The sequence below is a fragment of the Akkermansia sp. N21169 genome (assembly GCF_029854675.1).
Taxonomy (GTDB): domain Bacteria; phylum Verrucomicrobiota; class Verrucomicrobiia; order Verrucomicrobiales; family Akkermansiaceae; genus Akkermansia.
Window position 1 is genome coordinate 67144 of record NZ_JARWNC010000035.1, and the last position, 22027, is coordinate 89170.

Here is a 22027-nt window from a genome sequence, read left to right on the forward strand (position 1 = left end):
CTCGTACATTCCCTGACGGGCTGGATCATCTCAGGTACCCATGTCGTGATTCAGCCCGTTTTATTTGAATTTTTAGAAAATAAGTTGATTTTCAGGGTTGTTTTTCTATACCCATAATATATGTCGCAATTTTCTACTATCTTGAAGTTCCTCTCTTTGTCCATCCTGGCAGGCATTCCGTCAGGGCAAGCCATTGATATTCTCAATGTTCCCGGTTCCGACGGAACTCCGTTTTTCCAACTCTACCTTTACAATCCGGGCGAGCATCCGGAGGCCGCCCCCGAGAAAGACGGTTCGGACTTTACATTAAATGACAGGGAAAAGGCTGCCATCATCGACGGACTTTCCTACTGGGCCTCCATCTTGACGCCCAAGGCAAAGAACCAAGCGCCTCTCAATATTGCCATTGTCACCGAGGGTGAATATGATGGTAACGCCTCTGCAACGAGCGATTATCTACCCAATGGATATACCATGCTGAGTTCCGCGTTGACGGGAAATCCTCCTTTAGGGGATCCGGAATTGGACGGTGCCCTGGCTCTAATCACAGTTGATCATGCCCAATATTTCAATGGCGAATGGAACACGTCTCCTATGCCCTCTTTCCCGGAAAACGGAGAAAAAGCGAATCTCCCCTCCATTCTCGTCCATGAAATGATGCATGCCTTGGGATTGGTATGCGACACCGATGCTAACAGCGATAATACCTTATTCTCCTTCACAGGGAAATCCTTGTGGAATGCCGGCCTGCGTGACATCTATGGTCATGCAGCGCAAGACGGGATGATCATCACGGAAAAAGGCAGTAAGGAAGATGATGGAACCGCATTTGTAACAAACGGAAAATCATCTCATGTCGGAGTTTATTTTACCGGAAACCATGTCGAAGAAGTCTTGCAGGGAGCTCTTTTAGCCTGGCCGGATGACTCCACGGAAAACCGGGTAGCCGGACTTCCCGTTAACGGCTGGGAAGAAAATGAATTTGGATGCTCTAACCCTGAGTTCAGCCACATCGAATTGCAGAATTCGCTGATGAGTCACCAAGACTACCGAAACTGGAATATCTTGATGGAAGCGGAACTGGCTGTCATGCAAGATTGCGGGCTGGAACTGGACCGCCGCAATTTTTACGGAAATTCCCTGTACAACGATGGACTGACCTACATCAATAAGAACCCCTATTATGCCCGAAATGCAGAAGGAACCGGATGGAAGGAAGGCCAATACAACCCCACTACCTATGGCACAGGGTTTCACGTTTATGGCAGCCACAACACCATCCGGCAGACAGCCGACCTGCTTTCCTCTGGAAAATGGGGTATCGGCATCCGTATGGACGGAAGCGGAAACACCTTGACCATTGACCCAAACGTCAGGGTCCATGCCAATGGTACCGAAGGAAATGCCCTTTTGGTTGCCTACGGAAGAAACCACCATGTCGTCCACAGAGGCTCATTGCAAGCCTTGGGAAGAAAGGGAATCTCAGCCCGATTCGATTTCGGAAGCAACGCAATGGGAGACAAGGATGAATGGCGGGGATCATGGATGAGATCCAAATGGCACGATGGCGAGGAGTCATGGATACAAGGCCCCTTGCTGGATGCCCTCAAGGGTGCACTGGTGGATAGTTTTGACGTCACCGGAAGCCTTGCGGGAAGCAAAGCGGCAATTTTCATTTCCAACAACGCCTATGTGGATCAGATCAATATCATGGCCGGAGCCTCCGTATCCGGAGACATCATTTCAGAATGGGATTGGAACAACGACAACCTCCAAGCCGTAAGCTCGGATAGACTCATTACAAAACTGACCTTCGGCAAAATGGCCGATGCCCTGGGACAAGCCATGGAGCAGCCAGATGCATCCTTTTCCATGCGTTACGACGGAAAAATTTCCGGTCCTACCGGGATCGCCATGCGCGTGGCAGGAGGAACACTCTCCTACAACGGTAGTGCCGACATCCTGTCAGTCGTCGTAGAACATGGTGCCACCCTGACCGGTAACGGAACATACCGTGTAGATGAGCTCATAGAAAACAAAGGTACACTCTCCCCGGGCAACAGTATCGGTACCGTCAACATCCAGGGAAACTTCGTGCAGACGGAAACAGGCCGTCTCCTGATGGAATTAAATGACTCCGGCCAACATGACCTCATCGCCATCGACGGAAATGCACAAATAGAAGGAACACTGGAGCTGGCACTGCAACGCGGCTACTACCGGGATTCCTTCTCCGTTACACCTCTGGAAGTCACTGGCGACTTCCTGCCCGACTACACCCTGGTCTGTGATCCAATGTCACCGACGCTCGCCGTCACCACCCGTCAGGAAAGTACCACCGGACACCACGGAATCGTCGTCACCACAAACCGTGCTGCCAATGCCTACAGCCAATACGCTGAAGTGAGTTCCTCGAGTGCCCGGGAAACGGGGCGAGCCCTGGACCACATCGCGGCAGCGTCTCCAGAAAAAATGCGCTCCCTGTTCGGTGCGCTCGACTTCTCTGCACAGGACGGCAGCGACATCCGCTTTGCACTGCCCCGCTTGTCTGCCGATGCCTACGGTGCCGCGGCACTAGCCACTCTGGATATGCAGCGGATGCTGTCAGACACCGTCTTCTCCGGCACAAAAACCTACATCAACTCCGGACAAGGAAACTACCTGTTCATCCAGCCTTACACAAACGGCAACGACCAGCCGGGAAGCATTGGATACAAATCGTATAACATCGGAACCCTGGTCGGCATCAGGCGGCAAACCAGCGAAAAACTGCATTACGGAGGACATGCCATCTTCAACTACCTGAACATGCGTGGCGACACCAACGGCAAACTGGAAGGCAACAGCTTCATGCTGGGCGGACAACTCGAATACGCCCCCCAGCCGGAAGGCTTCAAACTGGCCCTGCTCGGCCGGGCCGGAATCGACCAAATGCGAATGAAGCGCCAAATCGCGTTCAACGGCTACGACGCCAGCCACTCTGCGGACTGGACCGGATTCTCCGGAACCATCCGCCTGCAAGGCTCGTACGACAAAGACCTGGGTTCCGTCATCGCCAGATCGCTGGCATCCCTGGACTACGGACTGGCAACACGCCCATCCTGCACGGAAAACGGTTCGGAAGCCTCGCGCCTTGCCTTGGGTTCCAACGCCTACCAATCCCTCAGAACCCGACTCGGTGGCCAGATCATCACCAGTCCCATAACCATCAGCGGCCAATCCTCCTGGCTGGCAAAAGCCTCAGCCACCTGGAACCATGAATTCATGAACCGTGCCGGCACCACCGATACCGCTTTTGCCGCCAGCAACTACGGCTTTTCAAACAAAGTCAAATTCCCGGGCCGCGACAGCATCGCCCTGGAAGCCGGAGTCGCTCTCGGCATCAATCAAGCCATCTCCCTCCAACTCAACGCCGGCAACGAACTCTACATGCATGGAGACGAAAGCATCTACGGCAACATCTCACTCACCTGGACATTCTAAGCCATATCCCTGGTACTTCCACCACATTATCCAGGCCTGTTTGGTGAAGGTAAAATCAGATCAAAATGTCTCAATTACCCATGGCAGTCATGCCATATATGCATAAATTTGCCTCCTATTGGTCGAAATCCAATAGGAGACAAAGCATGTAATCAGATTAATATTACGATAACCAAAAGTAACTTAATATTCCAGTCAATCCTAGAGATCTTTTATACTTGTTCCTTTTTACCGAAGAACCGGATCATTTCTCCAATCACTAGGACAACAGAAGTTGCACATATGATCACAAGCCAATCCAACAGCGAGAGGGGTACAATATTAAATAAACTCCCTCCTAAAGAAATGATTGCAATCTGCCCTACGAAGATCAGGGCAACAATCAGGCAGAAACCCTGACAACCTTTGAAATGAAAAGCAGATCGTCCTGTCTTAAATGCCTTCGCATTAAAAAGATTCCAAAGCTGAAGGAAAACAAAAATAGTAAAAAATACACTAAGCTCATAAGGCGACAAATGATTCTCGTCTTCAAACTTAATATCAAGGAAATCAGACATCTGATTAATTGATGCATGTTGCAATACATAAAGAAGTCCCCAGAGAAATAAGAAGAACAACCCACCTACAGCAATAATGTTTTTCTTCATATCAGAACTAATAATGAAAGATTCCCTATCTCTGGGAGATTCTTTCATCACGCTTTCATCGGGAGGCAATGAAGCAAGGGCCATGGCCGCAAACGTATCCATAATCAAATTAACCCAGAGCATTTGAGTCACTGTAAGAGGAGATTCCGTTCCCATAAAAGAACCGACAAGAACGATAAAACATGCTGCAACGTTGACTGTCAGCTGGAATAAAATGAAACGTTGAATATTCTGGAATAAAGAACGGCCCCACATAACGGCACGTGCGATACTGCTAAAGGAATTATCAATAATTGTAATATCACTAGCCTCTTTTGCAACAGATGTGCCATCTCCCATCGACAAACCAACATGTGCTGCTTTAAGTGCCGGGGCATCATTGGTTCCATCTCCCGTCACAGCGACAACTTCGTTCAGTGATTGAAGATTTTCTACCAAATACCGCTTATCCATAGGACGAGCACGAGAAATCACCTTTACTTCAGATAATCTCCTTTTTAATTCAGCTCCTGATAGAGTAGTTAGTTCGGCACCAGTAATATGGCTTGTTTCAGGTTCGTTCTCTTCCCACAACCCAATCTGACGCGCAATTTCCTTAGCTGTACCAGAGGTATCTCCAGTGACAATTTTGACCTTGATTCCAGCATTAACACATTCTTTGACTGCATGAGGAACTTCAATCCGAATAGGATCAGAAATCGCAACAATCCCAAGAAATGTAAGATTGTTGCAAGCAATTTTGCCATCGACAATAGGAGACTCATCGGACTCAAGAATACGGTAGGCAAAGCCAAGAGTTCTCATCGCCTGAGCCTGATATTTACTTAACTGAGCATCAATTTCCAGCTGTGTGGCATTACCACTTGTCCGAGAACAAAGAGAATATACAATTTCAGGAGCCCCCTTCACATAAAGCACTTTTTTCCCAAGAAGCTGCGAATCCACAATCGTCGCCATATATTTAAGCTCCGTAGAGAAAGGAATCTGCTGCAGAACCTCCGATTGATCACGAAGCTGACGATAATCGACTCCCGCACCTGCCAACCAAAGAAGTAACGCCCCTTCAGTAGGATTGCCAATTGCATACGAACGGGCAGTAGCGGATTGATCGAGGGACGCAGTAGAATTGACAGAAAGTCCTTCTTTAATTAAGAGGCCGATTTCACTATCATCGAGTTTACGATCATTTAGGCCATAAAAGTCGGTCTGGGCAACTGTCATACAGTTCTGCGTCAACGTACCTGTCTTATCAGTACAAATGACGGTTGTTGCGCCCATCGTCTCGCATGCATGCATTCTGCGCACTAAATTATTTGTCTGTAGCATACGTCTCATGCTATATGCCAAACTCAACGTAACAGCCATGGGAAGCCCTTCGGGAACGGCAACAACAATAAGTGTTACAGCAATCATTATTGTTTGCAGGATATAGAGAGAAAAATCCATCCATGTAAAAGTATCTAACGACGGTAACTGATGGAAATAAGCAAAAAGACGCCCTGCAATAATCAACACAGCAAATGCATAACTTGCCTTTTCGATAAGAGAACCAAGACGATCCAATTGCTCATTAAGAGGTGTACATACGCTGTCATCAATCTGTACAGCTTCCATGACTTTGCCATTTTCCGTTTGATCCCCCACGTGAAGAACTTTGAAAATGCCGTATCCCTCCATAACTTTTGTCCCTCTCATCACATGATTTGTAGGGAAAGTAGCATCCTTTTGAAAATCATGTTCCACAACACTCTTGAAACAAATCGGTTCTCCTGTGAGAGAAGATTCATCCACATGTAATGACATGCACTCCAGCAATTCCCCGTCTGCCGGAATTTCATTTCCAGTTTCTATTCTGACGATATCGCCCACAACGACATCACGCTTCGGTACGACAGTAAGAAATCCATTTCTAATGACCTGAACCAACTCGTCATCATTTATTTTATTGAGCAATGTAAATTCTTTATCAGCCTTGATCTCAAAAATAAAAGCAAGTCCCGTTGCCAAAAGTATCGCGATAAAAATACCCATTGGCTCAAAAAAGATCGAAAAGCCCTTATCTAACATGAAGTATTCATAACATGATACCCCAATGGATAATGTCCCAGCTACTAAAAGAATAATAATTAAAGGATCCCCGAATTTTTCGAGAAACCGTTTCCATAACGCCTCCTTTTCGCGAGGAGTGATAATATTGCATCCGTGCTGTTCACGGCTCACAAGTACTTCTTTATCGCTAAGACCCGAATAACTATGTTTGTTTTTCATATAATAAATTTTTATTGATAAACTAATTTTTAACTAATTGAACCACAATCAACCGCCCCCCATCATTTTGGGAAAGCAAAATTTTCTTTCCGTCCGTCAAAGCCACATACTCTCCAATCCCAATTTTTCTATTTGCATCCGTATCAATAAGACTATCAAGTTTACGATTTATAAGAATCCACTCGTTATTAAAAAAATGAAAATCAGCAACCGGAACCTTATCTTCTGCCTTCGTTTTCTCGTTAGCAGACACGAATCGGTTGACGTGCCACATATAGAGAGACTGCTTATCATACACCATAAGTCTATAATTTTCGGGAAGATACGATCCTCCTTTTCTCGAAGAACAATAAAAATTCAGGACGGGAAGAATTCCCTTGTATTGCCTTCCACAAAAAGGACAGCAAGGCGATGTAGAATTATCAAAAACAAACCATTTGGCTTCACATTGTGGATTTTGGCATGGTTGCATCAAATCCGTCGTTTTTATAAGCGCATGCTCCCACTCGTCAGCAGTAGGACGTTTCTCGGGATTATGAAGGCCAACAATAAATGCTCTATCAAACAGATCTTTCAGATAGGGGCCGCAAATTGTATACGGCATTTTGGTTACATCTCCCTGAGGTAGCTCGCTTTTATCCAGTTGATCAACTTTAGGAAGATTGCTTCTATCGGTAGGATTTTCAATAAATAACGCTTTTTCTCCCATGGAGATTTCTTCATCCTTAGCCGTATCCACGTGATTAACCTTTCCTCCTCTTAAAGGATGACGATAAAGCAGATACATATATATCAACACAGCAAGAGCATGGCGATCAGTCTTGATGCTTGGAAGCGACTTCTGAGGAGACTGTAAAGGAAGAGAACGAGTCTGAAGTACTTCGGGAGCAATAAAATCAGGTGTCCCTACAACATCAGGGGGATATTTTCCAGGTACAACCAAACCATCGATATCAATAATTGCCGCTCTACCACTGGAAGGGTCAACTAGAACATTTTTGTATGAAAGATCCGAATGAGCAAGTCCAGCTGCATGCAGCCTTTTAACTGCACGGGCAATCCGAATACACATTTGGAAATGATGTAGCCACGTTCCTTTTTCCGATGCCGGCAGAAATTTATTGCGTAACTTCGCAGAAGCAAACCACTTCCCCTCTTTCTCCTTACCTTTAAAATTTCCAGATTCAAAAAAGAAATGCTTTTTGTAACTAGGACATACAATACCAACCTTATCACCCCATTTTACAATTTTTGTTGGCCAACAAAAAAGATCTTCCCAATAGGCGCCACCATCCTGATTAAAAATTTTCTCACGATAAATACCCGTTATATTATGAAGACGATCTAGCGCATTGGCATCCTGTGGTACTCTAAAAAAACCAACGACATACGATTTATCTGTGCTAAAATACACATCCTTCATCGCCCCGGATCCAATAACATCATCCAGGAACTCAATAGAGGAACCATCTTCCGCTATCAGTTTTATTGTTTTAGCCATATTTAGTATAAAATTGCAATCGTCCTATCATCGTGATTCCCCTGCGACCAAAACAGGAGCCATTTCAGAAGTGCATCAGATGGATCTTCCTTATCACCTGCAAGCTGGGGAACTTCTGCCAATAGTTCAGACCACAAGTCATCCCACATTTTCGGTTTTTCCAAGTTTGCATCAGTCTCGAATTTTGGGTCGGAAATGCCATCGGTCATAAGTATTACCGCTGTAAAATCTTCAATAAAATCAAATTTCAGCCGCGCAATTATATCCTGCGAGTTATACATAATTTCTTTCATTGTCAAAAAACGAGTTTGCCCTGCAAATTCACCACCATCGGGTTTCCCCATGATTTTTAAATATGTAGTATCCTCAGAGCGCCTGTAAATAGCAAGGGCTCCATCGCCTACCCAAAAAGAAGCGACAAACCAACCAAAATCAAATTTCTTTGCAATAGTAATTAAAATTGTTGTTGCAAATTCTCTCGTCTGAATCGCTTGTGAAGAGGCCTCTTCCTCTATGCTTTTATAGGCATTAAAAGCTGCTTTTCCCAACAGATAGTAAAGAGCATCAGAAAAAGATTTTTCTACTGCTTGTGATGGATCATGGTATTGCACATGAATTTTTTCCGATAACGATTCATCATCGTTCTCCAATAGCCCAGCACAATTAGTCAGAGCAACATCGCAAGCTATTTGAGAACCACGGCGAGAATATTCCGCAGAACCAGCGCCATCAGCAACCGCAAGAATATACCAACCAGTTTTCTCACAGAATTTCATTGCAAAGTGATCATCACGAGCTTTGCCGACATGAGCATGAGAACGACCACGCAGGCTGGCAGCTACCATATTTTTGCCATTCTCCTGTAAACGCGGGATGAAACATTTCTCAAAATCAGGTTTGTAATATGGAATCCCTGAAGGTGTCGGAATATCTTTCCATAAATCACGAGGATCGGGATTAACAACCAGTATCAAGGAACGCGACAAGGTATGTTCTTCGTCTTCGACATCTAATTGATAATAAAGCGTCAAGGAAATTTCTCCCGCTTCCGATGCTTGTCCAGAAATAACTCCGGTATCCGGGTTATAAGATAATCCGGTTCCTTCTAGACCAAGCACCCACATGTTGACAATTTCATAGTCTTTGAAAACAATGGATTCCAGTTGGTATTGGTAATCTTGAGCTACCCGTGCGTTTGGAAGGGAAAAATTAAATGATTCCAAATATTGTTCCAAAATACATTTTTGCTCCATAAAAACTCTATTTCTTATCTTTTCAACAAACGCACTTAATGTATTAGTCAAAAAAATTTCATTTTCGATAATATATTCATTTAACTCACCAACAGTAGCCAATTTGATAATATCAAGATAGTTATTCATACACCTTATCCTTGGCTTCGATTGATATCTAAATTTTTACCCATCAATTTCATGTATCCTGATGAATTGCACCATGGGCACTTTAATGTTTTTTTCAGTTCGCCACAAAAAATACCTCCACACTGACAAATGATCATTCCAAAGCTATTTCCACAACAGGGACAAGATGGGCTACCTTCCAGGTCGATTGTACTAACTTTCACCGAGGCATAATGGGGTTCTGTTAATTCCAAATAGTTTTTTTCGTCTATGGGATAGGCGCCCTGCAATTTGAAATATCGTTCGTTGAGATTCATTTCATTCAAACTTTCAAAACCTTCCATCATCCGGACTTTCTTTATAAATTTTATGAGGTAAGGTTGTTTTGTCTCCTGACATTTAGCCACAAGTACAACATAATTATCATCCACCTTTTCAGGTACAATTTTCTTTAAGTCAATTTTGCATAGATCTGACTCATTGAGCAGTTCGGAAATTTCTTGTTCAAAACCATTCTTGGCAATAGACATACTCCGAGTTTTTATCGAAGCTGTTATCCAATCGAAAAATTCCTGATATGATTGTTGATTTTCACGATCGAAAATAACGATATTGTCTGTTAATTTTGATAGAGCAGACACATCAGCACCTCTTCCGACGGAAATAGCTATCAGGCTACATTGATTCCGATAGTATATATTCCAACGCTCAAAGTTTTTTTCATATTGATCCGTTGGAATCCCATCCGTAAACAGAAAGACGATTGGTTTCCAATCACCTTTAATTTTTTCTGTCGTTTTTTGCACGGAATTGTCAATATCATCCATTAAGGCATTCAATCCTTCTCCAAGAGAAGTACCACCGCCTACGGGTAATTTTGGGGGATAAAACTGATACAGCTCTGTTAGAGGAAGAACTATTTTGGCTTTACCTGCAAAGACGATCACTGACACAAAAACAGTCTCCAATGCATAGGGATTATTCCTAAGTTCTTGAATGACGTATCTCATACCCTGTTCTACTTCTTCAACAGGTGCACCAACCATTGATTCCGAAACATCGATTAAAAAATATATTGGTAATCTTCGCATATAAAATTTCCTATTAAATCACGAGATTAATCTCTGCAGGAGGAGGTGGGAGCACGAGATCGTCTGTAGCACCAATGCTGCGATTCCCTACTCCAATAGACGCTGACACCCAAGTAAAGAATTTCATAAACGAAGCGCTATCCATTACATCCAAAGCATAAACTTGCGATGTAAGTTTTTGCAGAGGTTCTACCTTTGCTTTCATGCCTGCTGCACATGCAATGATACTGGCAAACTTACGTTTTTTTACCTGCTCAATCATTTCATTGTAAAGAAATGTATCAGAAGGTTTGCCGTCTGTCATAACGAACAGAAGAGGCATCCAGTCTCCTTTTTTGTCTTTAGTTGTCCTTTGTACTTCCTGGTCAACACATTGACATAGAAGTTGCAGAGCAGCCCCTAAATGAGTAGGTCCAGAATCAGGAGTTGTTATTGTAGGTAATTTTAGCTGATCCAAGCTTGTCAGAGGAAAAAGCTGTTTGACATCTTTATCGAAGACAATGATGCTCATGTGGACAGAATCCAGAGCAAATGGATCCTGCCTGAGACTGGACAACATCGCTTCTAGACCAACCTTAACTGATTCAATAGGTTCTCCTTTCATAGAACCCGATGTATCTATCAATAAATATACGGGGAGTTTCCGGGACATGGTAATGACGGCATAAGACTTACATATATTTTGTCGTGCCGTTAATCCTACACAACGATGTTAACTTCTGGAGGAGGAGGAGGCAATTCGCTAAGACCATTGACTTCTTTGCCGCTATCTTCAACTTTCATGCTCCCGGCGCTAACGGATGCAGAGACCCACTTGAAAAATTGCTTAATCGTTTCTCGATCAGCTGTATCCAATGATACAACGCATTCTGTAATTTGCTTAAGAACGTTTGTGTCTGCTCCATTTCCAGCGGCACATGCAACAATCATTCCAAATTTTAACTTCTTGAGTGCATCTAGCCCTTTCTGCAAATCATCGGTAGGTACACCATCGGTCATGATAAACACCAACGGTTTCCAATCGCCTTTGATTTCAGCCGTAGTTTTTGACACTTCCCTCTCCACACAATCAGAAAGGAGACAGAGAGCCTCTCCCAATGCCGTGCAACCATTAGCAGCTATAACTGGTTCTTTGAAAGCGGAAAGTTCTGTAAGAGGAACGATCTGTTGAGCCGAAGAATCAAAAGTGATAATGCTCAGGTAGGCGGTCTCCAATGCATAGGGATCAGACCTTAGTGTAGCAAGAAGAACTTGCAAACCATTCTTGACTGCCTCAATCGGTTCTCCAAACATGGAACCAGATGTATCAAGCAAAAGATAAACGGGTAATTTTCTCATTGTTTATTATATGTAGTTTATATTATTTTGCATAGTCACGTAAAATCCGACCAATTGTAATACACAGATTGGCATCTTCATAAGCATCCCCAATCGCTGCAAATCGCCACGCGTTTCCTCGCTTATATAAGCGGCCCATGATCAAGGCTTTTTTTCCCTTATATCCGGGCTGAGCAGATACGTCGTACTGAGCAAAAATTGCTTCTACCTTTGTTGGGGTTCCTTCATACATGCGTATTGCTGCATAAGGTATCTGAGAAAAATCTTCCTTCCCACAATTATTGAGAAAAAAGAAAATCTGTTCAATTTTTGGATTTATACCTGCCAAATTGACAGTTATAATTTCATTATCTAATCCATCGTCGCCTCCAATGTCTCCCTTGAGGTCGTCACCCGAATGATGCAATGCAAAATCGTACGAATCTACTTTTCCCATCGGCATGCCATATTTGGAAAGAAAATCCTGCCGATACAAAGGAGAATATATATAGTCGACACAATTTCCATTTCCATCAAGCATGATGCAACTAAGATCCAGATCTACTTCTTCTATTTTTTTGCTGAGTCCAAATAAACCTCTCTTAGTAGTTTCAATGGCGCCCCAGTTGCATCCTACGCAAAAATGCGCAAGCTGTACCCCATTATTTTTTTCGAGATTGATCTTTTGCCCTTTTTTTAGTCTGATTGCCATATTGATTCCTTATGGTATTAATTAAATGTAATCTTTCGCATATTTCTCTACGAAACCTTCAAGTCCATCGCGATAACCACATCCAATTGCTTCGAATTTCCATTCTCCATTCTTCTTGTAAAGACGTCCAAATTCTACTGATGTTTCTACAGAGAAATCTTCATCTAGTTCGTATTTTGCAATTTCTTCATTGGTAACCGTATTGCAAATACGAATATATGAATTATGGATTTGCCCAAAATTCTGTTTTCGCGTCTCATAGTCATGTATTGTCACGGTGAAGATGATTTCTTCAATCCTCGTATCTATACGGTACAAATCCACAAATAATGTTTCATCATCACCCTCATCACTGTTATCACCCGTTTGATCATCACCAGAAGAAATTACTGCTTTGTCAGGCGATTCCAGATTATTGTAAAAGACGAAAAAACCTTCTTCAGGTATCTGCCTATTCTTGTCGACCATGAATGCCGACGCATCTAAATCATAGGGATTTCCGGTATCAACATTGGCATCCCAGCCTAATCCCACACTTAGTTTCGACAACGAGATACTGATCCTTTGACCTTTTTGTAAATTGATTGCCATGATTTTATACATTACAGGATTGCCTATCCTGCATCATCATTGTCAGTCTTGATGGTCAGATGTAAAAAATTTCTTCAATCCTGCTCTCATCGATCCCGAACAATATAGCAACTTATTGAATATTAAATTATTATATAAAATCAAAATCATCCCATTTTTCGCTTGATGCGGGATAGGCAATCCTGTGCCCAAATGGAGGTATGACTGAAACAACAAGGACTCCCTTAGAGGAAATATTGGCCGCTGAACAACTTCTAAAAAACACGGGAATTTCTGTCTTGGAGGCGGCAACGTTGGTGCATCATCTCTATACGGCGGGTGGACAGAGTTCCCTCAGAGCCATGCAAAAGTGTGTAATCCGAGGCGTTGAGGCGCTGGAGCATGAGGACAGAACCGTTTCCTTCCAGGAAGCTGTCGATGAAACATTGAGGGCAAAAGCTCACTTGCGACCGACGAGTTTGAGGGATATCCGCTACTTTGCTCAAAGAATGATGCTGCGCGTTTCCGGATTGGAACGGCGCATGGTACGACAGATGGACAGCCATTTTTGTCAGGAAGTCGTGGAGCAATCGTTCTCTACGCCACGGCAGAGGTTCAAAGCCCGTGCCATATTAAGCGGAATCATGACGGTAGCTTTCAAACGAGGGTGGTGCCATGAAAACCCTGTTCTCCGAATCGACAGTCCTCCTATGCGGGAACACGAAATTCGACCTCTGGAGGCTTCGGATATCCAGGCTTTGCTCCACCAGGCGAAGACCATGTTTGATCAATCCTGCCTGGCAGCTGTTGGCCTTATGCTCTATGCGGGCATCCGGCCTCACGAATTGGAGCGCTTGCGCTGGAAAAACATCAATCTCAATACGAAAACGATTCTCATTGCTTCATCCCATAGCAAGACTGGAGGATGCCGGATAGTCTCCATCCACCCCGTTTTAAGGAATTTGCTACGCTCATGTCCTCCTGCTGCTCCGGATACTCCAATCTGCCCTACCGGATGGAGGCGCAAATGGACTCAGCTCCATCATGCCGCAGGATGGGACGGTGTCTCAAAGAAATGGCAAGCGGACAGCCTCCGGCACACTTTCGCCACTTATCATGCCTGCTATTATCGTAATTTGACTGATCTTCAGATGGAAATGGGGCACTCCTCCCTCAAACTCCTTCAATACAGATATCTTAATATGAACCATCGATCCAAAAAAGACGCCAAACAGTTCTGGCACCCCCAACCTACTCCTTCGCTTCAAGGCAAAGTTCTGCACTAAACTCTTGCATGATCCAAGCGCGAGTGACCAAAAGCATCTCCCACCGGCAATTTCCTATTTCGATTGCCCGGAACTCTACTTATAAAAAAGAAAAAGCGCTCATTCGGTAGCCGGAGGTTTACCTCCCGCGCTCCCCGGAACACCGCAATTTCGACGCGTTCTTTCACAAGCCGGCTCACTTTCAGGCACCAAGCCGATGAGCCGGCTTGTCACAGATAAGCCGTTATTCGGCTACCACGGAAATCCTCTGCCGGACATGATCTCCGTTTACGGCCTCGTCCACCATCGCCACCGCATAATCCGCGTAGCTGATAGTACTCTCTCCTTTGGAGCTCAGGGGCAGCTCTTCTCCTCCCAGAATATATTTGCCGGTTCTGGCTCCATCAGCCCGGAAATCGGCAGCCGGGCTGATGTACGTCCATTTCACATCATCCCTGGTACGGAGTTCTTCCAGCGCCTTGCCCATTGCGGAGGCCAAAGGCTTGAACATGTCGGGAAAATCCGGGGCATCCATAAGCTGCAGAGTATGTTCCGGGTTCACATACAGGCTACCGGCTCCTCCGACAATCAAAAGCCTTGCATCCTGCCCGCTTACGATATCGCACAAATGTTTTAAGGATGTACCGTGCAGAGGCAGGGTTTCCGGAGACCATGCGCCAAACGCGTCAATGACGACATCAAAGCCCTTCAAATCCGAAGCCGTCAAATCGAAAAGATCCTTTTTGATTACCTGTGTGGCATCGGACCGGTTTTCCCCACGTACAACTGCCGTAACGTCAAGCCCTCTTTCCATGGCTTCCCGAACGATTAGTTTGCCCTCTTTGCCATTTGCAGAAACAACTGCGATTTTCATAGTACCTATCTCCATTTCTATTTTTATTTTGCCCTCTTGTCTCCAAGATGATGACGAGCGATTACTTTTTCGCTTGCATGGTATACCATATATCTCTACTTACTTTTTGTAAAGTAAGCACCTTATTGTACTTTAGTTACTCATTGGAAACGATAGATCTTTTATGAAGGAAGAACTGCCGCCTTGCCCGGTCGAAATCACTTTGATGCTTATCCGAGATCGCTGGAAAGTATTGATTATCCGTGATTTGATGGACGGAACAAAACGCTTTGGAGAATTAAAGAAGTCTGTCGGGCACGTCTCTCAAAAGGTTCTGACAGCTAATTTACGCTCCATGGAAGAGAGCGGACTGCTTACCCGGAAAGTGTACCCCGAAGTACCGCCACGGGTGGAGTACACACTGACTGAAACAGGCTACAGTCTCAAGCCGGTTTTGGACGCCATGGTCGCATGGGGAACGGAGTACAAAAACAAGAACAGTTAAAACCCGGGCCATTCCGGCATTCTGCCAAATTCATGTTTTCGGCTATTTGACAATACCCGAGCATTCCTTGACTGCCTCATACAAACCCAGAACGCAGGCGGCCATGCGTTTGTAGTCGAGGGGGTCGGGGTTATCTGTGGCTTCGTGGTAGCGTTTGTTGCAAAAGAAGGCGGTGTCGGTAAGCATGACGGCTGGGATGTCCGCCGCCCAGAAATTACGGACGATTGAGACGTACTGTGAACACAAGAGCTCACCACGGTTAGCAAAATCAGTACCCCAATGCGAACCCAGAATCATTTGGGAATTCTCCAGAAAAAATTCATTCTCGCACTTTAGAATAACTCCTCCATCTGTCAATAGGCTTGGAAAGCAATCCGTCAAAAGTCCGTTAAAAATCATGCCACTCAAAGAAAATCATGGACATCCGGCGTTAACATGAGAAACTGGAAGGAGTCATTGTTTTATTGATATATGGAGCTTTTACTCTCCGTATACTGGAATACAACAACATCATTTCTCAAATCTCTATTCTATCCATGAAAACCAATTTTCAGCTTCGTTACGCTGCAAATCCCCGCGATGCCAAATCCTACGATACTTCCCGGCTCCGGGAAGACTTCCTGATCGAAACCCTCTTTACCGCAGATGAAATCAACTTGGTTTATTCCATGTATGATCGTCTGATCGTCGGCGGTATTCATCCGGTAGATGAAGCCTTGAAACTCGAACCCGTCGACGCCCTGCGTGCCGAATTCTTCACGGAACGCCGTGAGATCGGCCTCATCAATGTCGGAGGAGCAGGAAAAGTCTCCGTCGAGGGAACCGAATACGAAATCGGTCACAAGGAAGCCCTTTACATCGGCCGCGGCAACAAAGAGATTATCTTCTCCAGTTGCGACAAGACCGCCCCCGCCAAATTCTATTTCAACTCCGCCCCCGCTCATACGTCGTACCCAACGCGCAAGGTTACCAAGAAAGATGCCGTCATTCTGGAACTCGGGACTCTGGAAGAAAGCAATCACCGGGTCATCAACCGCATGATCGTCCGGGAAGTCCTGCAAACATGCCAGCTTCAAATGGGCATGACCGAGCTCAAGCCCGGCAGCGTCTGGAACACGATGCCGCCACACACTCACAACCGCCGCATGGAAGCCTACTTCTACTTTGACTTCTGCGACAAAAACGCGGTCTGTCACTTCATGGGCGAAATCGACGAAACGCGCCACATCTGGATGAAGCGCGAGCAAGCCGTAATCTCCCCGTCGTGGTCCATCCACTCTGCCTGCGCCACCAGCAATTACACTTTCATCTGGGGCATGGCAGGAGAGAATCTCGACTACAACGATATGGACGGCTGCACGGCCACCGATCTGAAATAACCCCCCTCTCCCATCCTCTCCTTCTTTCTTTTCACTCCAATCTTTGTTTTACTTATGTCTCAAGGAATTGATCTCTTCCGCCTCGATGGAAAAATCGCCCTCATTACGGGAAGTTCCCACGGTCTCGGCATGGCCGTCGCCATCGGCCTCGGACAAGCCGGGGCGACCATCGTCATCAATGGTTCCAATCCGGAAAAACTCGCTCAGGCCGTCGAAGAATACGCCTCTGCCGGCATTACCGCCCATCCCTACGTCTTCGACGTCACCCGGGAGGATTTGATTGATGAAAACATCACCCGCATCGAACAGGAAGTCGGCCCCATCGACATTCTTGTCAACAATGCCGGCATCATTAAGCGCATTCCTGCTCTGGAAATGAGTCTGGAGGATTGGAACCAGGTGATTAACATCGATCTGACAGCCCCCTTCCTGATGTCCCGCCGCGTCGCCCGCGGCATGAAGGAACGAGGCTGCGGCAAAATCATCAACATGTGCTCGATGATGAGTGAAGTAGGTCGCGACACCGTCTCCGCCTACGCAGCCGCCAAGGGAGGTCTCAAGATGCTCACCAAGAATCTCGCTACGGAATGGGCCCGGTACAATATCCAGGTCAATGGCATCGGACCGGGTTACTTCGCCACCAGCCAGACGGCACCCATCCGCGTTAACGGCAATCCCTTCAACGAATTTATCCTTAAACGCACTCCTGCCGCACGATGGGGAAATCCGGAGGATCTCGCCGGTACGGCTATTTTCCTGGCTTCGGAAGCATCCAACTTTGTCAACGGGCACATCCTGTATGTAGACGGCGGCATCCTCGCCACGCTTGGTAAAGCGTCCAACGAAAACTAATCCGAGATACTGTATATACCGATATGACGACACAATCTCAAGGAGGCACTATGACCCGCTACCGCTGGATCATCTGCGCCATGCTCTTCTTCGCTACGACAGTCAACTACATGGACCGCCAGGTCCTGTCCCTGACCTGGGCTGACTTCATCGCTCCGGAATTCCACTGGACCAATACCGATTACGGCAATATCACAGCCTTGTTCTCTCTGGTTTATGCCATCGGCATGCTCTTTGCCGGTCGATTCGTCGACTGGATGGATACCAAGAAAGGCTATCTCTGGTCCATCGGCATCTGGTCGCTGGGCGCCTGCGTCCACGCCTACTGCGGCATTGCCACGGCAGGCATTCTCGACGGGACCTGGTTCGTCGGATTCGAAGAAGCCAAAGAAGTTATTTCCCATATCAACGATACCGCCCGCATCGTCAACGTCAGCGTTACCCTGTTTATCATCGCCCGCTGTGTGCTGGCCATCGGTGAAGCAGGCAACTTTCCGGCTGCGATCAAGGCTACCGCGGAATACTTCCCCAAGAAAGACCGAGCCTTCTCGACCAGTATTTTCAATGCGGGAGCTACAGCAGGAGCTCTACTCGCCCCGCTAACCATCCCCTTCATCGCCGTAGCCTACGGCTGGGAAATGTCCTTCATCATCATCGGCGCCCTCGGCTTCCTCTGGATGGGCTTCTGGGTCTTCCTTTATAAGAAGCCGGATCAAAACCCCAGAGTCAGTGCCGCAGAACTCGCCTACATCCAGCAGGACAAGGACGAAGTTTCCAAAGTGGAACAAACTGAAGAGAAAGAAGGCAAAAAAATCAGCCTGTTGCAGAGTTTCACCTACCGTCAGACCTGGGCCTTTGCCGTCGGCAAGTTCATGACGGACGGCGTCTGGTGGTTCTACCTTTTGTGGGCTCCCGCCTATCTCAGCAAAGTATACGGCCTTGACTCTACCCAGAGCGCCCCGATGATCTTCGTCTTGTACTTGATCACGCTGCTTTCCATCATCGGAGGCTGGCTACCGACCCACTTCATCAACAAGGGCATGAACCCCTATGCGGGCCGCATGAAAGCGATGCTCATCTTTGCCTTCTTCCCGGTGCTGGTCCTCTTTGCCCAGCCGCTAGGCTCCCTCTCGGTCTGGATTCCCGTCTGTCTCATCGGTTTGGCCGGTGCAGCCCATCAGGCATGGTCCGCCAATATCTTTTCCACCATCGGCGACATGTTCCCAAAATCCGCTATCGCCACCATCACGGGTATCGGCGGCATGGCCGGGGGACTTGGCTCCGCCCTGCTGCAAAAGGGCTCCGGCAACCTCTTCGACCACTGTGAAGACGCCCACGTCACTTTCATGGGATTCGAGGGACTGGAAGCCGGCTACTTCATCATGTTCATCATCTGCGCCCTGGCCTATTTGGTCGGCTGGATCATTATGAAAGTCCTCGTACCCAAGTACAAGCCGGTAATCATCTAACCGGATATTAGCCTCTTTCACACGTTTTGTCCCGGCAATGACATACAAGCTACTCTCCTATCTCCTTCTGGGGACGACCATGCTATCATGTTCGCCATCGCCCGATGCAAGCGTGACTCCCCTGCCATTCGCCCGGTTCCACAAGACCATGGACGGCAGGGAAGTATGTCTCTACACTCTCTCCAACAAGAACGGAATGACCGCCCAAATTACCAATTACGGCGGTCGTATAGTCAGCCTGTGGATACCCTCCCGAGATGGTTCCTTCAAAGACGTCGTCTGGGGATATGAGGGATTGGACGAGTACCTGAAAGCCACGGACAAGTACGCCGGACCGATTGTCGGACGCTATGGCAACCGCATCGCCAAGGGGCAATTTACGCTGGATGGCAAAAAATACAATGTCACCCGCAACGAAAAAGGTAATCATTTGCACGGAGGCAAGATCGGGTTCGGCAACCGGATCTGGACGGCACGGCCATTCACCAACGCCCAGGGGGAAAAATGCCTGAAGCTCACCTACATTTCCCCCGACGGAGAAGAAGGATACCCGGGAACCGTCACTCTATCGGTCACTTATACATTGACCGACGACAATTCCCTGAGGATCTCGTACAGAGCCACAACGGATGCTCCAACCGTCCTGAACCCGACGAACCACAGCTACTTCAATTTGCATGGAACCAGTGCCAGTTCCACCAACTCGCACTTGCTTACTATCCACGGCAGCCGGTATACCCCCACAGACAGCCAGGCTATTCCCACGGGTGAACTGGCCGGAGTAGACAAGACACCCTTCGATTTTCGCAAGCCGGCCCCCATCGGCAAGCGAATCAACTCCCCCAACCGGGATTTGAAATTCGGCAAAGGATACGACCACAATTGGGTTCTTGACCGTCCTGAGAACGCCAAACCCGGCGAACTCATCGAAGCGGCCGAACTCTATGAACCCTCAACCGGCATTGTCATGGATATCCTGACAGACCAGCCGGGGTTACAGTTCTATAGTGGCAACTTCATGGATGGCAAGGACATCGGCAAAAGGGGGGACAAGCATAACTTCCGCAGCGGAATCGCTCTCGAATGCCAGAACTTCCCCGATGCGCCAAATCACAAAAACTTTCCGTCTTCCGTCCTGCGCCCCGGACAGGAATATTCCCAGGAATCGGTATACAAATTCAGCGTCCGGTAAGACCGGATACTATTTCATGAGCAAAAAACATCCTGTTTCGGATCATTAACTCCGGAACAGGATGTTTTGCATGGATGTCAATCCATGGGGAAACAAGAACAGGCTTTCCTACCGAATCGCGTTTCCCGTATCGCCGCCGCCTTCCCTGAAACGCAGAAGGCTTGGTTTCAGATCGACGAACAGAGTGGAAGACAGGGAAACGAGGATGTGTTCGTAACGGGAACGGTTGTCTCTGAATTCAATCCAGGATTTTTCCCCGTCTTCTTCCAATTCATACCCTTTGGCAGCCAATCTTTGGCAAAGGGCATCATAGCAATCCTTTTGCAAGCATTCGGATGGTGCCGGTCCATGGTGCATCTGGAGTAATTCCGCCGTCATTTCCAGAGATTTGATGCCTTCAGTGAGGCAGATTTCCGCTTCGATCCTTCCCTGTCCCTTTAAAGTAGTCGCTGCCAGATTGGCTGCATCCAGCATGGTAAAAACGGAAACGACCCACGATTGCCCCAGATGAGAAGAAGGAGTGAAAACGAGAATGAGGGATTCCGAATGCGTATCACCGATGGTACGAAGGAAATCTTCCCACTTGTTCCATACCTCCCCGAGACTGTCCTTCAACCCGGCTGTGGCGGCCCACTCATAAAAGGCCCCGCAATCCGGTGAGGAATGGGTACGAGCATACAAATGAGCACTCATTTCTTCCCGTTGTTGAACGATACTCTGATAACCGGGGATAAACGTGAGCAGGAAGACGATAATGCCAAGTCCGACTCCTCCTTCAAGGATTGCCAGGAATTGCCCCATCGAAGTAGGAGGAGTAGAGAATCCCAACGTACTGAGAGCGGACCCGCTGGAAATAAGAGAACGCCACCAAGTCGTTTCCGAATCCGTAACCCAGTAAATCAGGGCAAAACCAAACATCGTAATAAAAAAATAGGTGGCGATGCAGGCAAACAAAAACACCGGACCAAACCAATACAGGCATTTCTGCCTTTTTTCGGGGGACATTTTCCTGACATTCAAAACGACGAAACAGCCGTACTCGATTCGTAAGAGCGTGCGAGTCACAATTTCACTGGAAGGCAAATTGATCAAGGCGGTTTTACATGCGGACCGAACGACCATCAGGATCATCCATATTCCCAGTGCACAGACTAAGGTTTGAGTTATCCAGTTCATAGCTTGATTGATAAAAGTTCCGGTTTTCTACTGCCATAACCCTTGAAGTCACTCTCAAAGGACACAGCACAGATCATCAAGTAACTGAGCGGAGCACCGGATTTTCCTGTAATGCAACAGCTTGAAGTTAATACATCGCAATCAGCAAATTCGTTGAGCAAAACCGATAAATAAAGACCATAATGACGTCATTCCGTTTTTGAGGAACGTTGATACCCAATATTTTTTGGAATCACAAAACTCATTGGCCAACACCAGACAAACAAAAATACCAGGATTGGCCTATAGACATCATTCGCCAGCGATACCGGTAATCTCAGAGGTTCCTTCCACACACGAAAGTAATCCATATGTTCGCAAATTCACGCATGACAGAAATCATTGAT

18 protein-coding genes are annotated in these 22027 nt (G+C 46.6%); 7 read left to right on the plus strand and 11 right to left on the minus strand.

Going from position 1 to position 22027, the window contains the following annotated elements; genetic code table 11:
- Positions 1-141: 141 nt before the first annotated feature.
- On the plus strand, positions 142-3483 hold the full coding sequence (locus tag QET40_RS05175; RefSeq protein ID WP_280126106.1) for an autotransporter outer membrane beta-barrel domain-containing protein: 3342 nt from the start codon (positions 142-144) through the stop codon (positions 3481-3483).
- A gap of 212 nt (positions 3484-3695) precedes the next feature.
- On the opposite strand, the gene QET40_RS05180 is transcribed toward QET40_RS05175, so the two are convergent.
- Genes QET40_RS05180 through QET40_RS05215 form a run of 8 tightly spaced genes read right to left on the minus strand, consistent with a single transcriptional unit; the run spans position 3696 to position 12971 of the window.
- Complete coding sequence (locus tag QET40_RS05180; protein WP_280126107.1) at positions 3696-6398, minus strand: calcium-translocating P-type ATPase, PMCA-type; 2703 nt, start codon at positions 6396-6398, stop codon at positions 3696-3698.
- 22 nt (positions 6399-6420) lie between these two features.
- Positions 6421-7899, minus strand: coding sequence for a lipopolysaccharide kinase InaA family protein (locus QET40_RS05185; RefSeq protein WP_280126108.1), 1479 nt, complete (start codon positions 7897-7899; stop codon positions 6421-6423).
- A 2-nt stretch (positions 7900-7901) separates the two neighbouring features.
- The gene (locus tag QET40_RS05190; RefSeq protein ID WP_280126109.1) at positions 7902-9281 is read right to left on the minus strand and encodes a PP2C family serine/threonine-protein phosphatase; all 1380 of its coding nucleotides are present in this window, start codon (positions 9279-9281) and stop codon (positions 7902-7904) included.
- Positions 9282-9286: 5 nt separating this feature from the next.
- Complete coding sequence (locus QET40_RS05195; protein WP_280126110.1) at positions 9287-10351, minus strand: TerY-C metal binding domain-containing protein; 1065 nt, start codon at positions 10349-10351, stop codon at positions 9287-9289.
- Between the two features lie 13 nt (positions 10352-10364).
- Complete coding sequence (locus tag QET40_RS05200) at positions 10365-11003, minus strand: VWA domain-containing protein (RefSeq protein ID WP_280126111.1); 639 nt, start codon at positions 11001-11003, stop codon at positions 10365-10367.
- Positions 11004-11050: 47 nt separating this feature from the next.
- A complete protein-coding gene (locus tag QET40_RS05205; RefSeq protein WP_280126112.1) occupies positions 11051-11689 on the minus strand; it encodes a VWA domain-containing protein in 639 nt (212 codons plus the stop codon).
- 22 nt (positions 11690-11711) lie between these two features.
- Positions 11712-12380, minus strand: a complete 669-nt coding sequence (locus QET40_RS05210; RefSeq protein ID WP_280126113.1) for a TerD family protein — start codon at positions 12378-12380, stop codon at positions 11712-11714.
- 21 nt (positions 12381-12401) lie between these two features.
- A complete protein-coding gene (locus QET40_RS05215; RefSeq protein ID WP_280126114.1) occupies positions 12402-12971 on the minus strand; it encodes a TerD family protein in 570 nt (189 codons plus the stop codon).
- A gap of 341 nt (positions 12972-13312) precedes the next feature.
- Here QET40_RS05215 and QET40_RS05220 point away from each other — a divergent pair, with 341 nt between their 5' ends.
- On the plus strand, positions 13313-14236 hold the full coding sequence (locus QET40_RS05220) for a tyrosine-type recombinase/integrase (protein ID WP_280126115.1): 924 nt from the start codon (positions 13313-13315) through the stop codon (positions 14234-14236).
- Between the two features lie 223 nt (positions 14237-14459).
- Here the strand turns inward: QET40_RS05220 and QET40_RS05225 are convergent, their stop codons facing one another.
- The gene (locus QET40_RS05225; RefSeq protein ID WP_280126116.1) at positions 14460-15089 is read right to left on the minus strand and encodes an NAD(P)-dependent oxidoreductase; all 630 of its coding nucleotides are present in this window, start codon (positions 15087-15089) and stop codon (positions 14460-14462) included.
- A 163-nt stretch (positions 15090-15252) separates the two neighbouring features.
- Here QET40_RS05225 and QET40_RS05230 point away from each other — a divergent pair, with 163 nt between their 5' ends.
- Entirely contained in the window at positions 15253-15573 is a 321-nt protein-coding gene (locus QET40_RS05230) for a helix-turn-helix domain-containing protein (protein WP_280126117.1), read from the plus strand.
- Between the two features lie 42 nt (positions 15574-15615).
- Here the strand turns inward: QET40_RS05230 and QET40_RS05235 are convergent, their stop codons facing one another.
- Positions 15616-15759, minus strand: a complete 144-nt coding sequence (locus QET40_RS05235; protein WP_280126118.1) for a hypothetical protein — start codon at positions 15757-15759, stop codon at positions 15616-15618.
- A 350-nt stretch (positions 15760-16109) separates the two neighbouring features.
- Here QET40_RS05235 and kduI point away from each other — a divergent pair, with 350 nt between their 5' ends.
- From kduI to QET40_RS05255, 4 genes are read left to right on the plus strand one after another with little or no spacing between them, the layout of a single operon-like run.
- Positions 16110-16952 carry a 5-dehydro-4-deoxy-D-glucuronate isomerase gene (kduI, locus tag QET40_RS05240; protein WP_280126119.1) on the plus strand — a complete coding sequence of 281 codons (843 nt, stop codon included), beginning with the start codon at positions 16110-16112 and terminating at the stop codon, positions 16950-16952.
- A 54-nt stretch (positions 16953-17006) separates the two neighbouring features.
- On the plus strand, positions 17007-17804 hold the full coding sequence (locus QET40_RS05245; RefSeq protein ID WP_280126120.1) for a gluconate 5-dehydrogenase: 798 nt from the start codon (positions 17007-17009) through the stop codon (positions 17802-17804).
- Between the two features lie 23 nt (positions 17805-17827).
- Complete coding sequence (locus QET40_RS05250; RefSeq protein WP_280126121.1) at positions 17828-19273, plus strand: MFS transporter; 1446 nt, start codon at positions 17828-17830, stop codon at positions 19271-19273.
- 37 nt (positions 19274-19310) lie between these two features.
- Positions 19311-20465 carry an aldose epimerase family protein gene (locus tag QET40_RS05255; protein WP_280126122.1) on the plus strand — a complete coding sequence of 385 codons (1155 nt, stop codon included), beginning with the start codon at positions 19311-19313 and terminating at the stop codon, positions 20463-20465.
- A 108-nt stretch (positions 20466-20573) separates the two neighbouring features.
- On the opposite strand, the gene QET40_RS05260 is transcribed toward QET40_RS05255, so the two are convergent.
- Positions 20574-21641 (minus strand): hypothetical protein, encoded by a 1068-nt coding sequence (locus QET40_RS05260; protein WP_280126123.1) that lies wholly within the window; start codon positions 21639-21641, stop codon positions 20574-20576.
- Positions 21642-22027 lie beyond the last annotated feature (386 nt).